The 14,296-nt window shown below is 46.5% G+C and carries 14 protein-coding genes; 11 read left to right on the forward strand and 3 right to left on the reverse strand.

The annotated features are described in order from the left end of the window. Nucleotides 1-8: 8 nt before the first annotated feature. The 11 genes from ACXADT_RS18615 (at nt 9) to ACXADT_RS18665 (ending at nt 10,891) form a co-directional block, all read left to right on the forward strand. Nucleotides 9-806 (forward strand): HAD-IIA family hydrolase, encoded by a 798-nt coding sequence (locus ACXADT_RS18615; protein WP_474832304.1) that lies wholly within the window; start codon nt 9-11, stop codon nt 804-806. Nucleotide 807: 1 nt separating this feature from the next. Beyond that, on the forward strand, nt 808-1,710 hold the full coding sequence (locus ACXADT_RS18620) for an alkaline phosphatase family protein (protein ID WP_474832305.1): 903 nt from the start codon (nt 808-810) through the stop codon (nt 1,708-1,710). After that, on the forward strand, nt 1,632-2,093 hold the full coding sequence (locus ACXADT_RS18625; protein ID WP_474832306.1) for a hypothetical protein: 462 nt from the start codon (nt 1,632-1,634) through the stop codon (nt 2,091-2,093). Before ACXADT_RS18620 ends, ACXADT_RS18625 begins: the two co-directional genes overlap by 79 nt. Continuing rightward, complete coding sequence (locus ACXADT_RS18630) at nt 2,074-3,036, forward strand: carbohydrate ABC transporter permease (RefSeq protein WP_474832307.1); 963 nt, start codon at nt 2,074-2,076, stop codon at nt 3,034-3,036. Before ACXADT_RS18625 ends, ACXADT_RS18630 begins: the two co-directional genes overlap by 20 nt. A gap of 15 nt (nt 3,037-3,051) precedes the next feature. After that, nucleotides 3,052-3,879, forward strand: a complete 828-nt coding sequence (locus ACXADT_RS18635; protein WP_474832308.1) for a carbohydrate ABC transporter permease — start codon at nt 3,052-3,054, stop codon at nt 3,877-3,879. A gap of 27 nt (nt 3,880-3,906) precedes the next feature. Further along, nucleotides 3,907-5,187: an ABC transporter substrate-binding protein gene (locus ACXADT_RS18640; RefSeq protein ID WP_474832309.1), complete on the forward strand. Its 1,281-nt coding sequence runs from the start codon at nt 3,907-3,909 to the stop codon at nt 5,185-5,187. A 27-nt stretch (nt 5,188-5,214) separates the two neighbouring features. Further along, the gene (locus ACXADT_RS18645) at nt 5,215-6,345 is read left to right on the forward strand and encodes an ABC transporter ATP-binding protein (protein WP_474832310.1); all 1,131 of its coding nucleotides are present in this window, start codon (nt 5,215-5,217) and stop codon (nt 6,343-6,345) included. Between the two features lie 214 nt (nt 6,346-6,559). After that, nucleotides 6,560-7,237: an ArsR/SmtB family transcription factor gene (locus ACXADT_RS18650; RefSeq protein ID WP_474832311.1), complete on the forward strand. Its 678-nt coding sequence runs from the start codon at nt 6,560-6,562 to the stop codon at nt 7,235-7,237. A gap of 5 nt (nt 7,238-7,242) precedes the next feature. Further along, the gene (locus ACXADT_RS18655) at nt 7,243-8,457 is read left to right on the forward strand and encodes an MFS transporter (protein WP_474832312.1); all 1,215 of its coding nucleotides are present in this window, start codon (nt 7,243-7,245) and stop codon (nt 8,455-8,457) included. Between the two features lie 147 nt (nt 8,458-8,604). Next, nucleotides 8,605-10,212: an ATP-binding protein gene (locus ACXADT_RS18660; protein ID WP_474832313.1), complete on the forward strand. Its 1,608-nt coding sequence runs from the start codon at nt 8,605-8,607 to the stop codon at nt 10,210-10,212. Then, entirely contained in the window at nt 10,205-10,891 is a 687-nt protein-coding gene (locus ACXADT_RS18665; RefSeq protein WP_474832314.1) for a response regulator, read from the forward strand. The genes ACXADT_RS18660 and ACXADT_RS18665 overlap by 8 nt, the downstream gene beginning before the upstream one ends. A 58-nt stretch (nt 10,892-10,949) precedes the next feature. Here ACXADT_RS18665 and ACXADT_RS18670 read toward each other — a convergent pair whose 3' ends face one another. From ACXADT_RS18670 to ACXADT_RS18680, 3 genes are all read right to left on the reverse strand, one after another. Beyond that, nucleotides 10,950-12,467: a tripartite tricarboxylate transporter permease gene (locus ACXADT_RS18670; RefSeq protein ID WP_442865182.1), complete on the reverse strand. Its 1,518-nt coding sequence runs from the start codon at nt 12,465-12,467 to the stop codon at nt 10,950-10,952. 15 nt (nt 12,468-12,482) lie between these two features. Continuing rightward, entirely contained in the window at nt 12,483-12,932 is a 450-nt protein-coding gene (locus ACXADT_RS18675) for a tripartite tricarboxylate transporter TctB family protein (RefSeq protein WP_474813032.1), read from the reverse strand. Between the two features lie 63 nt (nt 12,933-12,995). Beyond that, on the reverse strand, nt 12,996-14,009 hold the full coding sequence (locus tag ACXADT_RS18680; RefSeq protein ID WP_474813034.1) for a tripartite tricarboxylate transporter substrate binding protein: 1,014 nt from the start codon (nt 14,007-14,009) through the stop codon (nt 12,996-12,998). Between the last annotated feature and the right edge of the window lie 287 nt (nt 14,010-14,296).

Consider the following 14,296-nt stretch of genomic DNA (forward strand, 5'->3'; position numbering starts at 1 on the left):
CAGTAAGGATGAACAACTTCAGAGGATTTATATTTGATTTAGATGGCACGATTTATGCCGGCACAAAGCTGATCGACGGGGCAACTGATTTACTTACCCTTTTACGCAACGAAGGAAAAACGATCGCGTTCATGACAAACAATTCGACGTTGAACGCTGCAGAGATCAGAATGAAGCTCGCAAAGTTCGGTGTTCCCGCTGAAGAAGAGGAAATCATTTGCCCAACCGATTGCGCAGGGACATTCTTAACCGACCACTTCGGTCCTTCTAATGTATACGTGATTGGCTCAGACGCACTTAAGGAAAACGTCGCACGAAGCGGTCATTCGCTTTTAGATAGCGTAAATGCCCATTGTGACGTCGTCCTCGTCGGAAGAGACCTCGAATTCACTTACAGGAAGCTCGAGGAGGCGTCCATCCATGTTCAAAAAGGCGCTCTGCTCGTAGCTACAAACATGGACCACACGCATCCAATTCAAACGGGTGATGACGTTCCAGAAACAGGTGCACTCGTTGCGGCCATACAGGCAACCGTGAGCGTCGAGCCACTTATTATTGGAAAGCCTGACGCCTACTTATACGATACCGCTTTGAAACGGTTCGGGCTTACGCCAGAGGATACGGTGATGATCGGCGACAACCCGCTTACAGACATTCAGGGTGGCATCAACGCAGGTCTCCATTCCGTTCTAATCGATTTACATGGTAAGAAAATGCGTCCAATGACGGGAGACGTTCGCACCGTCGAACGACTCAAGGACCTTTATGTTGCCTATCGTCAATCACTTGTAACAGGAGGATTGTGAAATGAACAACCGAACGCTTCTCATCTGTATCGATGGATTAGCTGGAGCATATTTGGAAGACCCTTCCGTAAATGCGCCTCATCTTAAAAAGTTGATCAAAGAAGGCAGTCTCGTTTCCAGATTGATGACGACGTATCCGAGCGTAACATGGACGGCGAACACGAGTGCAATCACAGGATGTCATCCTGATCGTCATGGGGTTCTAGGCAATTCTGTTTATGACCGAACAACGAACGAAATTCAGCATCATTGGGGCGATCAGCTTGGGTCGAAAGAGGACATCATCAAAGTTCCAACGTTCTATGATCTCTTCGCTGAAAAAGGAATGAAGACGGCGTCGGTGTGCTGGCCGCTAACGAGAGAGGCTACAAACATTTCTTACAACATTCCTGAGTTTTATGACCAGGCGCTTTTTGAGCAATACGCTACGCCAGACTTCTGGGAAGAGCTGAAGAAAACTCTCCCGGTCGATCGCTATGGTGAGTGGAGTTCAGATTTTACACTAGGAGATAAACAGGACTGGCTCACAAAGGAAATCTTGCTCTACATCCTTAAAGAAAAAGACGCTGATTTCATCATGGGACACTTCCTCTCCATCGACAGCTTGCTACACGATTATGGGAATCGTTCATCACAAGTGTACGACGCCATCACCCATATCGACGAACTCGTTGGCGAACTGATGGCGTACCTTGATCAGCAAGAGACGGACGTGATCCTTTATTCCGATCACGGTCACCTCGACGTGCATACGGCGTTTTATCCGAACCGCCTACTGAACGAAAACGGGCTCGGCGATTCCTTCACTGCTGTCAGCAACGACGGGTGCCTCTTTACGGAACGGACCAGACGATCGACCGCCAACAGGAAGCAAAGGACCTGTTCCAATCGCTGCCGTACGTAGCTGACGTTCTTTCAACGGACGCCTTCCCTGAACGAGGCTTACCGAAGATCGACCTCGACGAATTTGGTCATACGCCTGACTTTATCGTTGAGCTAAAAGAAGGCTACCTTTCAAAAGATGACGGAGAAAAGGGAGATGTTCTAGGTGATAGTTCTTACTTGGCAACGCACGGCTACTCACCTGAACATCCACTTTTAAAAGGGTTTATGATTGCGAGCGGCCCTTCTTTCTCCAGAGGAAGTAACATCAATGAGGCGCACATCGTGGACATCGCACCGACAATCGCAGTAACACGAGACATCACGCCTCATAAAATGGACGGCGATCCGCTCTCTTCGATTCTGACAAAAGGAGGAAACACGATTGAAGAACCAGCTTACTAATTCCAACTACGCGATTCCTCGCTCCTCCTCTCTTGATAAGAGGCGGGAGAAGACGGGTCCAAGAAAACGACGAGCAATTTTTACTGTCGAAAATATCTCAGGTTGGTTGTTCATCCTCCCTGCCTTCGTTCTTCTCGCCGTGTTCTGGCTGTATCCAATCGGGTATTCGTTTTACTTGAGCTTTTTCGATTGGGACATGTTGAGCACGCCGCAGTTCATCGGGATCGAGCATTACGATGCGCTCTTAAACGATCCAGCATTTGTTAAGTCGATGATGAACACATTTTATTACACGACGTTCTATGTGATAGGAGTCGTTGTGCTAGGGCTCATTCTTGCCCTACTCGTCAATGACAACATCAAGGGCATTTCGCTGTACCGTACGCTTTTGTTCTCGCCGCACATCACACCGATTATCGCGGTGTCGATTGTGTGGATGTCCCTTTACGATGTCGACGATGGGCTGTTCAACCAGATACTACGAGCACTCGGACTCCCAGAAAGCGCGTGGCTCTCTTCGCCAGACACGGTACTCCTCTCCCTTATCATCATGGGACTTTGGAAGGCGATCGGCTACTACATGATGTTTTTCCTGGCTGGACTCCAGTCGGTACCGCACCATCTCTTTGAAGCAGGCAAACTTGACGGAGCGAACCGGATGCAGCTCTTCCGCTACATCACACTACCGTTCATTTCACCAGTCACGTTTTTCGTCGTGATCGTCGCGATCATTGAAGCGTTCCAAACGTTCGACCAGATCGCTGTTATGACGCAAGGAGGACCATCGAACTCATCGAACGTGCTCGTCTATATGCTTTACCGACATGCGTTTCAGTTCTTTAACATCGGCTATGCGTCTGCGATTGCGATCATTATTTTCTTGTTCTTAATCGCATTTACAATCGTTCAATACGTCATCTCAAGAAAATGGGTTCACCATTAGGAGGGAGAGAAACACGTGTCTATTGCAGCCAAATTCACAAAATATACTGTGCTCACGATCATCAGCTTTCTCATGAGCATTCCGCTCCTCTGGATGATCTTAACGAGCTTGAAAACGCAGGACGAAGCGAATTCATCCCGCATGTCCCTTTGGGTATCAGACCCACAGTGGTCAAACTACGTGGAAGTGTTCCGATCTGGTGAGATTCTACAATACTTATCCAACACGATGGTGTATGCCACCTCTGTCGCGGTCCTTTCCGTTTTGTTCGCGCTGTTTGCGAGCTACGCGCTCACGTTCATCTCGTTCAAAGGCAGAAAACTCTTATTAATCATCTTCATTTTTACGATGTTTTTGCCAGCACACATGACGCTCATCCCATCGTATTTGACGCTCGCAAACCTTAACTGGCTCGATACGTACAAAGGACTCATCATCCCGAGTGCCGTGACAGGGTTCAACATTTTTCTTATGTATCAAGGCTTGAGACAAATTCCAAAGGCATTAATTGAGTCGGCGAAAATTGACGGGGCTTCGCACCTCCGCATCCTTTTTAAAATTGTCACGCCACTCACGCTCCCAACGATGGCAACGCTTGGCATCATCGTGTTTACGTATCAATACAACAACTACTTCTGGCCGCTCGTCGTTACAACGAGCGACAGCGTGAAGACGATTTCCCTCGCGCTATCTGAGCTCGTTCAGGTTGACGGGGCTTACGGCATCCAGTGGCCGATCGTCATGGCGGCAAACACCGTCAGCGTTCTACCGGTCATGGTGCTGTTCTTGCTTTTACAAAAGCTTTATATACAAGGTGTTATGTACCAGGGCATGAAGGATTAACAAAACCATCCAAAAAGGAGCTTTCTCATGACTTTCAAACCGTTCAAACTGTTTACGTTCGCACTTCTTTTTCTCGTCGTTCTAGCAGGCTGTGGATCAAGCACTACCAATTCGGGTGAAAACACCAACGCCTCTGGGCCTGTTGAAATTGAATTCTGGCATGCGATGAGTGGAAACCTCGGGGAAGAACTTGAAGCGATCACGAAGGAGTTCAACGAAAAGCACGAGGACATCAACGTGAAACTCGTTTTTATGAAAGACTATCCGACAATCACAAACAAGTTCCAACTCGCTCTTCAGTCTAAACAGTATCCGGCGCTTTTACAGTTAGATGATGCGACCCTTCAAACGTTTGCGTCTTCCGGTCACCTACACGAACTAAACGATTCGATTACAGAAAGCAATCTCGAACTCGATGACTATGTAGATGGTTTTATTGAAGCAGCTTCACAGGACGACAGTATTTATGGCCTCCCATTAAACCGAAGCGTACCGATGCTTTACTATCGAAAAGACATGTTTGAACAAAATGGAATCGATCCTTCTCGCATTGAAACGTGGGAAGGTGTGAGAAGCGTTTCGAACGAACTCGTGGAAAAAGGCGCAGTAGACATTGGTTTCGAACCGATCCGCTACCCATGGTTTTTCTCAGGACTCGCTTGGTCTAACGGCGCAGAGCTAGGCGATACGGCAGAACAGGTTTCGCTTAACTCACCAGAAGCGAAAGAAGCACTCCAGTTCTGGGGCGACATGATTCATAAGGACGGCGTCAGCAAGGTGCACTACGGCGGTGAAGGCTGGGCGTACTGGTATGACACCATCGGAGATTTGTCTAAAGGAAAAGCCGCAATGGTAACAGGATCAACGGCGGACATGGCTGCGATGGATGAGAACATCGGGGCGGCGTTCTTCCCGAAGTTTGAAGGAGAAGAGCTCAGCGTTCCGATCGGTGGATCGAGCGGCGTTATACCAAAGGAAGCATCTGATGAACAGAAACAGGCTGCATTTCAATTCATGACCTACTTCTCAAAACCAGAAGTGACCGCACAATGGTCGAAAGGTACCGGCTATCTACCAGTCCGATACTCAGCGAAAGAAAACATGCAGGAATTTTTAAGTGAGAATCCAAACTTCGAAGTCGCGGTCGATGAACTGAAATACGCTCGCCCTACCCCACTCTTCCCGAAATGGAACCAAGTGGAAACCGAAGCGATCAACAAGGCGTTCGATCAAGTCTTCGTAGAAGGCATCTCAGCGGACAAAGCGCTCGACGATGCCCAAAAGAAAGCTGAGAACATCGTAAAGTAAAGACTAAGCGTAACGGGAGGTCTTCCAATGGCTGAAGTAAAGCTACATGACGTTAACAAATATTATGATCGAAAAACAAAAGCCGTCGACAACTTTTCCATCGACATCAAAGACGAGGAGTTTATCGTCCTCGTCGGGCCATCAGGTTGTGGGAAGTCGACGACACTCAGGATGATTGCTGGGCTTGAAGAAATCTCAGACGGTGACCTGTTCATCGACGAAAAGCACATGAACGATGTTGCACCAAAAGATCGTGATATCGCCATGGTGTTTCAAAACTATGCCCTCTATCCACACATGTCCGTGTACGACAACATGGCATTTGGGTTAAAACTTCGAAAAATGAAGAAAGCGGAGATCAATGAACGCGTTCAAAAAGCAGCGAAAATTCTCGGACTCGAAGCGTTGCTAAACCGGAAGCCAAAGGCACTATCTGGCGGACAGCGACAGCGCGTCGCATTAGGACGGGCCATCGTGAGAGATGCGAAGGTGTTTCTCATGGACGAGCCGCTCTCAAACCTCGATGCAAAGCTTCGTAGTCAAATGCGCGCGGAAATCATTAAGCTGCACCGCAGGCTGAAGACGACGACGATTTACGTTACGCACGACCAAACGGAGGCAATGACGATGGCAACCCGCATGGTCGTCATGAAGGACGGTGTGATCCAGCAAGTTGGCTCACCTAAGGATGTTTACGATTATCCCGTTAACACGTTCGTAAGTCAGTTCATCGGCTCTCCTTCTATTAATCTCGTAACCGGTGTTTTGAAAGACGGGTACGTGGAGATCAAGGGCACAAACCTAACCGTTCCACATGTTCACATGACGAAGCTAAAGGCAGACGGCTACCTGAACAAGCCAATCACGCTCGGCATCCGACCGGAAGACTTGTATCACGAGAATGATCAAACTGAGCTCACGAACGCGACCACGATTACCACCACCGTCGACGTCGTTGAATCACTCGGTGCCGAAACGTACTTGTACACAGAATCAACGGACCTCCCTCTCCTTGCAAGAGTGGACGCCGCAATCCGTCCGGAATCAGGGGAACCCGTCACCCTGAAGCTCGACATGGATCGCTGTCACTACTTCGATTATGAGACAGAGCAGCGTATTCAGCTCGAAGAAGTTCGTGAGATAGTTGCTGTTGGATAATGAAAACCACCCGCCTCCTTTTGTGAGGCGGGTGGTTTTTGCATTTATGAATATCCTCTCACTATTCACCAAAAAAAAATATTCTAAGTATTCCTCTATACTATCCATCAAACTAACGCTGTCTTACGCTTTCTCTAACAAACATGTTCCTTTACAAAGAAGCAACCATACGCTACTATTCAACTAATTAGTTGAATAGATAGGAGGACTTCCATTGGATCCAAGAACGTTCAAAGACCAAATCTATGCGGGATTCACACAAATTGGAAAAGTAGTATCGAGCCCTAAACGAATCGAGCTTCTCGATCTGCTTTCGCAATCCCCAAAAACCGTTGAAACGCTAGTGAAGGAGACAGCGATGAGCACTGCGAACACGTCCAAGCATCTCCACGCTCTATTGGAAGCGCAGCTAGTCCGCTATGAGAAAGAAAAAAACTACGTCATCTACCAACTTGCGAACGAAAAAGTCGTCGACCTCCTTTTCGCAATCAAGACAATTGCAGAAGAACAGATCGAGGACGTCACTCGATTACGTGATGAATTTATCGTCCGTAGCGACGATCTTGAAACGATCACGCTCGAGGAATGGCTTAACCGCCGAGATACGAACGAACATGTTCTCATCGACGTCCGCCCTCAAGAAGAATATGTGAACGAACATATCGATGGCGCGTTATCAATTCCAATCGAGGCATTGAACGAGCACATCAGTCTCCTGCCTAAGGACAAAGAAGTCATCGCCTACTGTCGTGGAGCATACTGCGTGTATGCGACAGAAGCCGTCGAGCGTCTGAAGGTTCTAGGCTATCAAGCGGTCCGGTTAGAGGCCGGTGTACATGAATGGCGCGAACATTATCATAAACAAACAGACGACTTCGTAAGAAAGAGGTGATACCTTTGACAAAACCTGTGGAAATTGGAATTAAACAAAATCTCATACCGTTTTCTCTTCTCGTCCTTATCAACCTATTTGTCGGGTCGATGGTCGGGCTTGAGCGAACGATCCTCCCAATAATCGGTGAAGAGCGGTTTGGGCTCGCTTCCACGAGTGCAGCTCTTTCCTTCATCGTGAGCTTTGGATTTTCAAAAGCAATCATAAACCTTTTCGCTGGGGAACTTGCAGATCGCTACGGAAGAAAGCGTGTCCTTCTCATTGGGTGGGCGTTCGGATTCTTCGTCCCTCTTATGGTCATCTTCGCTCATGCGTGGTGGGTCGTCGTCGCCGCGAACGTATTACTTGGAATCAACCAGGCGTTGACGTGGTCGATGACGGTCAACATGAAAGTCGACCTCGCAAAAGCGAATCAACGGGGGCTAGCAATTGGCTTGAACGAATTCGCAGGCTACATCGGCGTCGCTCTTATGGCGATCGTTTCTGGATACATTGCCTCCGTCTATTCTCTAAGTCCAGAACCGTTCTATATCGGCATCGCTCTCGTCGTAATCGGGTTCGTTTTATCACTCGCCGTCCAAAATACCGACGAACACGTCAACGTTCAAGCAAAGCAAGAATCAGAAGATCCTCTTTCCTCGATAGAGGTCTTTAAGCGAACCTCCTGGAGTGACCGTAATTTATCTACGAGCAGCTTCGCTGGGCTTACGACAAACCTCAAAGACGGCATGGCGTGGGGACTGTTTCCAATTTTCCTCGCAACAAGCGGGCTAACCGTTGGCCAAATCGGAACGGTGGTCGCCGCATATCCTGCCGCCTGGGGTTTCTTCCAGCTTTTCACGGGGATGTGGAGTGACCGAATCGGACGAAAGAAGCTCATCGTATCGGGAATGCTACTCCAAGGACTCTCACTCTGGCTTATGCTGCTCGTCAGCACGTTTTCTCTGTGGCTATCTTCAGCCATCTTGTTAGGAATCGGAACAGCACTCGTCTATCCGACTATCATCGCCTCTGTCAGCGATGTCGCTCATCCGAAATGGCGCGCGACATCACTAGGAATCTACCGCTTTTGGCGTGACAGTGGCTATGCGTTCGGAGCAATTATAGCCGGAGTCGTCGCCGACATGCTATCAGTATCCTGGGCGATCGGACTCGTCGCCCTCCTTCCTATCTTAGCCGGTGTTCTGGCTATGACGAGGATGAGAGAGACGCTCACATAGGAGGGACATGGGGACAGGTTCATTGTCCCGCTCACCTGTTATCTCAACTGGGACATGGAACCTGTCCCTACGTCCCTCCTTGTACTCTTCCAATGTCATCGGTAGAATAATAGTAAGACAATTCAGTCAGGAAGTGTATGCAACTAAATGAATAGAATGAAATCACTTTCTCTTCAAACTAAATTATCATTAATGATATTGGCACTCTTATTTACAGTTTTGTTTAGTATTGGACTGATTTTTACACATTTATATTCAACAAGTGTTGAGGAGCAGATGGGAGAGCGGGCGTTAAATGTAGCGCAATCTGTCGCGATGATGCCAGCGGTGATCGAAGCGATGAAGTCAGAGAATCCATCAGAAATCATTCAACCGATCGCTGAGGATCTTCGGTCTAAAACAGAAGCTGAATTTATTGTGGTTGGCGATAAAGATGGCATCCGTGTAGCCCACCCTGTACTTGATCGGATTGGAAAACCGATGGTAGGTGGAGATAGCCAGCAAGCTTTGGTAGGCGGGGAATCCTACGTCTCAAAAGCAAAAGGATCTCTTGGGTCCTCCTTAAGAGGAAAAACTCCAATCTTTGACGATGGAGAGATTATCGGCATCGTCTCCGTAGGCTTTCTAATAGAGGATATCGAACAGAAAGTCGATCGATTCGAGTTAAAAGTGATGAGTTTAATAGGAACGATCTTGTTACTCGGTTTAGCAGGTGGTTTTTTCATTGCAAAAAACGTAAAGCGGTCTATTTTTGGTCTCGAACCTTCCGAAATCGGAGCGATGTTTTTAGAGCGAAATACCATTCTTCAAACGATTCGAGAAGGCATTATTGCGGTTGATAAGAAGGGTGAAATCACACTTGCCAATCAAGAGGCGCATCGCATGCTGAATCGAGATGAAAAAGAAAGTTTAGAAGGACAACATATTCTGTCCGTTTTACCAAACACAAGAATGCCAGATGTTTTACATTCCGGAAAAGCAGAATATGATCAAGAAAGCATCATAGGGGAAGATCATGTCATTGTGAACCGAATTCCAATCATTCAAAAAGGTGAGGTCACGGGCGTTGTTTCTAGTTTTAGAAGAAAAACTGAAATCGAAGCGCTATCACGAGAACTCTCTCAAGTCCAAAGCTACGCGAATGTGCTTCGCTCTCAAACACACGAATACGCCAATAAGCTGTATACCATTTTAGGATTGATTCAGTTAGGTGCATATGATGAAGCCATCGACTTAGTACATAAGGAAGCGATTGGATATCAGGAGGTTGTTCAGCTATTAGTGAAGGCTGTGCCAAACCCTATCATCTCAGCGCTAATACTGGGTAAGTACCACCGAGCTCATGAGCTGCATATTCAGTTTTCAATCGATGAAGAAAGCAATATGAGTGACCTTCCTGAATGGCTGGAGCAAGAAAAAATCGTTACGATCGTTGGAAACATAATCGATAATGCCATGGATGCTGTCCTTGAGAAAAAGGAAGATGAGAGAATGATTCACCTCTTCATGACGGATATTGGAAGAGACTTGATCTTTGAAATAGAAGACTCGGGGAACGGCATACATGATGATGAAATGGAACAGATCTTTGTAAGAGGGTTTAGTCGTAAGGATGGAAAAGATCGAGGAATCGGACTTTCTCTCGTGAAAAATGCACTCGATTATCTCGGCGGATATGTCACGATATCCAGAAGCCGTTACGGTGGCGCTGCTTTCACAGTTGTGATTCCTAAGGAGGATGATACCAATGTCTGAAATTGAAGTATTGATTGTTGAGGATGATCAGCGAATTGCTCGAATCAACCAGAAGTTCACGGAAAACGTCCCTGGTTACACTGTTATTGGAGTTGCTTCAAGCATTACCGAAGGAAAAGAACTTCTTGAAATTCTAGAGCCAGACCTCGTTCTACTCGATATCTTTTTTCCAGAAGAAAGCGGACTGGGATTGCTGTGGCACATTCGTGAACATTACAAAGAAACGGACGTCATGATGATAACCGCTGCAAAAGAAATAGAAGCAGTTCAAGAAGCGCTTCGTGGCGGTGCGATCGATTACATCATTAAACCGGTTATCTTTGATCGTTTTAAGCAAACCCTTGAAAAATTCAAGCAAACCCGTGGAGAAATGAACCGTCAGAAAATCGTGAGTCAGGAAGAAGTAGATCACTTGTTTACGAGACATGGCGCTCAAAGGGCTACTGTAACCGAAGCCGCTCCAAAGGGAATCGATCCTCTAACACTATCGAAATTGAAAGAAGTTCTGCTAGAGCACACGCCTCAAGGCATGACGGCAGAAGAAGTTGGCAGTGTGATGGGATGTAGTCGAACAACTGCAAGAAGATACTTAGAATACATGGTTTCGCTAGGAAATGTGGATGCTGATCTGTCCTATGGATCGGTAGGCCGACCTGAGCGACGCTATCATCCAGTATAACTAATAAATGTAAAGAGCCGCTTTCAAACTATCATGAAAGCGGCTCTCTCTCTTTCTTTTAAGATGCTAGATGCTCTTTCTCCTCTTCTTCTTTCTTTTTACTTAGCTTGCTTTTGATGAAAGGCAGCGTAAGAGAAAGAACTGAAAGAACAAGTAGAACGACGGTTACCGTGCTATCAAAAAACGTCATGTAGCTTCCGTTTGAAATCGTAAGTGCTTGCCTAAAGGATTGTTCCATCATTCCTCCTAGAATAAATGCAAGGATGAGTGGCGCTGCTGGAAAGTTTATGAGTCTCATAATAAACCCGATTATCCCAAATGCTAGTAGAAGATAAAGATCAAACGTGCTGAAGCTAACCCCATACACTCCGATCATACAGAAAATAATCACAAGCGAGATCAACAGCGCTTTTGGAATATAGAGAATACGCGCGATAAACGGAATGAGCGGCAAATTTAGGACAAGTAAGAAAATGTTACCGAGATACATACTTGCAATCACACCCCAAAATACATCCGGGTGATCAGTAAGCATCAAAGGTCCAGGTTGAACACCAACAACGAGGAGAGCCCCAAGAAGAACTGCAGTGGTCCCAGACCCTGGAATCCCTAGTGTTAAAAGTGGAACGAAAGCCCCGCTCGTTGCAGCATTATTCGACGTCTCAGGTGCAGCTAGTCCTTTGATGTTCCCTTTTCCAAACGAAGAAGGGTCCTTTGAAATCTTCTTCTCTGTAATATACGACATGAACGAAGCGATCGTTGCACCAGCACCTGGGAGCACTCCAAGGATAAATCCGAGCACTGAGTGCCTCGCAATCGGTCCCGAGATGTCTTTTGCTTCTTTTTTCGTGATTTTCAACGAGCCAACGTTCGTATTTCCGCCCATCATTTTCGATTTCCTAGACAGAATTAGTGAGCATACTTCAGCAAGCGCAAACAGTCCAAGTGCAATGATCAAAAAGTCGATACCTTCAAGAAGATTCGGGCTACCAAACGTGAAACGCTGTGTCCCTGTCTGCTGATCGACGCCAATCGTAGCGATGATCAATCCAATTGTAGCAGATATCAATGCTTTTACAGTTGAGCCTTCCGACAAGCTCGCGATGGCTGTTAACCCGAGCAGCATGAGAGCAAAGTATTCAGTTGGTCCGAACGAGACCGCAAAGCTTGCCATCAGGGGAGCAACTAACATGAGGGCAACGACACTCACTGTCCCACCCGCAAATGATGAGATGGCGGCAATGGCTAGTGCTTTCCCTGCCATACCTTGCTTCGCGAGCGGGTACCCGTCGAAGGAGGTTGCAACGGTCCCCGATATTCCCGGTGCGTTTAATAAAATGGATGATGTTGAACCGCCAAAAACGGCCCCGTAGTAAACCCCAGCCATGAGAATAAGAGCAGATGCCGGGTCCATGCCATAACTTAACGGAATCATGATCGCAATCGCTGAGATAGGACCAAGTCCAGGGAGCATTCCGATTAGTGTCCCAGCAAGAACGCCGATAAAGACAAACAGGATATTTTGGAACGTTAAAACAACTTGAAAGCCATACAGCATATTCGAAATCGTATCCATCATCTTTCCTCCTTTCTAAAAGGGTAAGATCCCCTGAGGTAAATAGATTTGTAGTAAGTAATTAAAGGAAAAATAGAGCACAAGCGTAAAGCCAACCGCAACGGCAATCAACGACTTCCATTTTGTATAACCTAACAATCGCGACGTAACGAGTAAGAAAAGAATCGTGACCACAACAAATCCAAGTAGCTCAAATAAAAGAATATAGACGAATATGAGGCCAGCAACTGCAAGCAACATCAGCACTTCATCTTTTTTCATATTACTTTTCTTTCTGTCATGAACAGGATTTTGAATAAACAATAGAATTGATAGTGCCGCGAGTAAAAATCCGAGTCCTTTCGGAAGCGCATCAGCATCGACGATGGCATACGGAAATGTTGGTAGGTTAAAAGTAAAGACGAGATATGCAAACGAAAATACGAACAAAAACAAAGCTACTTTTCGTTCAACACTAGCGAGCATAGCGTGTCACCTGCCTTTTATGTAATACGAAAGGTCAGCATGTGCTAACCTTTCGTTCCCTTCTTATTTTGCTAGACCGACTTCCTTCAAAAGTGATTCCATCGTTTCTTTTTCTTGATCAAGGAACGCTTGGAATTCTTCACCTGACATAAAATTATCATTCCAACCAAAGTTATCGCGCTGAGCTTTCCACTCGTCCGTTTCCATCATATCTTTCACAGCTTGCTCATAGAATGCTCTCGCTTCAGGACTCATATCTTTTGGTCCCATAATCCCTCTCCAAACAATGAATTCGTCATCGATTCCCTGTTCTTTTAGCGTTGGAAATTCTGATACCGTTTCACCTTCAAGCGGCTCAGGAGACGTCACGGCAAGCACTTTCACTTTACCAGCGCGTGCCTGTTCCGTTGCTTCAGCGAGGCCCGTTGAGTAAACATCGACTTTGTTACCAAGCAGCATGCTCATCCCACTGCCATCTTGAGCTGACACGTATTTCAGCTGCTTAATATCAACACCTGCTGCTTTTACCGCTTTAACGAAGGCCATGTGATCCATACTACCAGGAGAAGAATCCCCCACAACCGAAACGGAAGTTGGATCTTCTTTTAGAGCTTCAACAAGATCGTTCATAGAGTCGTACGGTGAATTAGCAGGGACTGTAAAAGCTGAATAGTCTGCGATAACACCAGCGATCGGCGTAAAATCATTATGACCAAGATCAGATTGACCGTTTAACGGAACGAACAAGATCGGCGGTGATGTGACGAAAAGGGTGTGATCGCCGCCTTTCTTATCCACATAAGACCAACCTACGGCTCCTCCACCACCAGGTTTATTGGCAACAGCCATACGCTTATCGATCACGTTTTCTTTCTCCATCACTTTTGAGATGGTTCGAGCCGTGGTATCCCAACCACCACCCGCTCCGGCTGGTGCGATCATCTCAATCGGTTTTGTTGGACTCCATTCACCACCATCTGCTGATGAACTACTAGAACTTTCACTACTACCACACGCGCTCAAGACAAGTGCGCTTCCTAACAATAGTGACATGAACATGCTTTTTCTTTTTTTCATCTTGATAACCCTCCTAATTTGTAATCGCTTACATTCCCGATAACCAAACTATATCTAATCTTTTGTAAGATTTTAATAAAACGGAAATAAGAAAGGTTTGTTTCATTTTGAGCATTTTGTTCATAAAGTTCATCAGGGACATAGAACCTGTCCCTATGTCCCTCCGGTCTGACGTTTCAAGTGTAGACGGAGGTTGAAAGCTAAACGAAAACCGGAGTGTATGCATCATTCGCATACACTCCGGTTTTTGTTGGGACATGGGGACAGGTTTACTGTCCCTCTCCCTC

The sequence above is a fragment of the Anaerobacillus sp. ABR4_321 genome (assembly GCF_056158505.1).

Coding starts and splice junctions, on each gene's coding strand:
- ACXADT_RS18615 (WP_474832304.1), top strand. CDS start 9: ATGAACAACTTCAGAGGATTTATATTTGATTTAGATGGCACGATTTAT.
- ACXADT_RS18620 (WP_474832305.1), top strand. CDS start 808: ATGAACAACCGAACGCTTCTCATCTGTATCGATGGATTAGCTGGAGCA.
- ACXADT_RS18640 (WP_474832309.1), top strand. CDS start 3,907: ATGACTTTCAAACCGTTCAAACTGTTTACGTTCGCACTTCTTTTTCTC.
- ACXADT_RS18645 (WP_474832310.1), top strand. CDS start 5,215: ATGGCTGAAGTAAAGCTACATGACGTTAACAAATATTATGATCGAAAA.
- ACXADT_RS18660 (WP_474832313.1), top strand. CDS start 8,605: ATGAATAGAATGAAATCACTTTCTCTTCAAACTAAATTATCATTAATG.
- ACXADT_RS18665 (WP_474832314.1), top strand. CDS start 10,205: ATGTCTGAAATTGAAGTATTGATTGTTGAGGATGATCAGCGAATTGCT.
- ACXADT_RS18670 (WP_442865182.1), bottom strand. CDS start 12,467: ATGGATACGATTTCGAATATGCTGTATGGCTTTCAAGTTGTTTTAACG.
- ACXADT_RS18675 (WP_474813032.1), bottom strand. CDS start 12,932: ATGCTCGCTAGTGTTGAACGAAAAGTAGCTTTGTTTTTGTTCGTATTT.
- ACXADT_RS18680 (WP_474813034.1), bottom strand. CDS start 14,009: ATGAAAAAAAGAAAAAGCATGTTCATGTCACTATTGTTAGGAAGCGCA.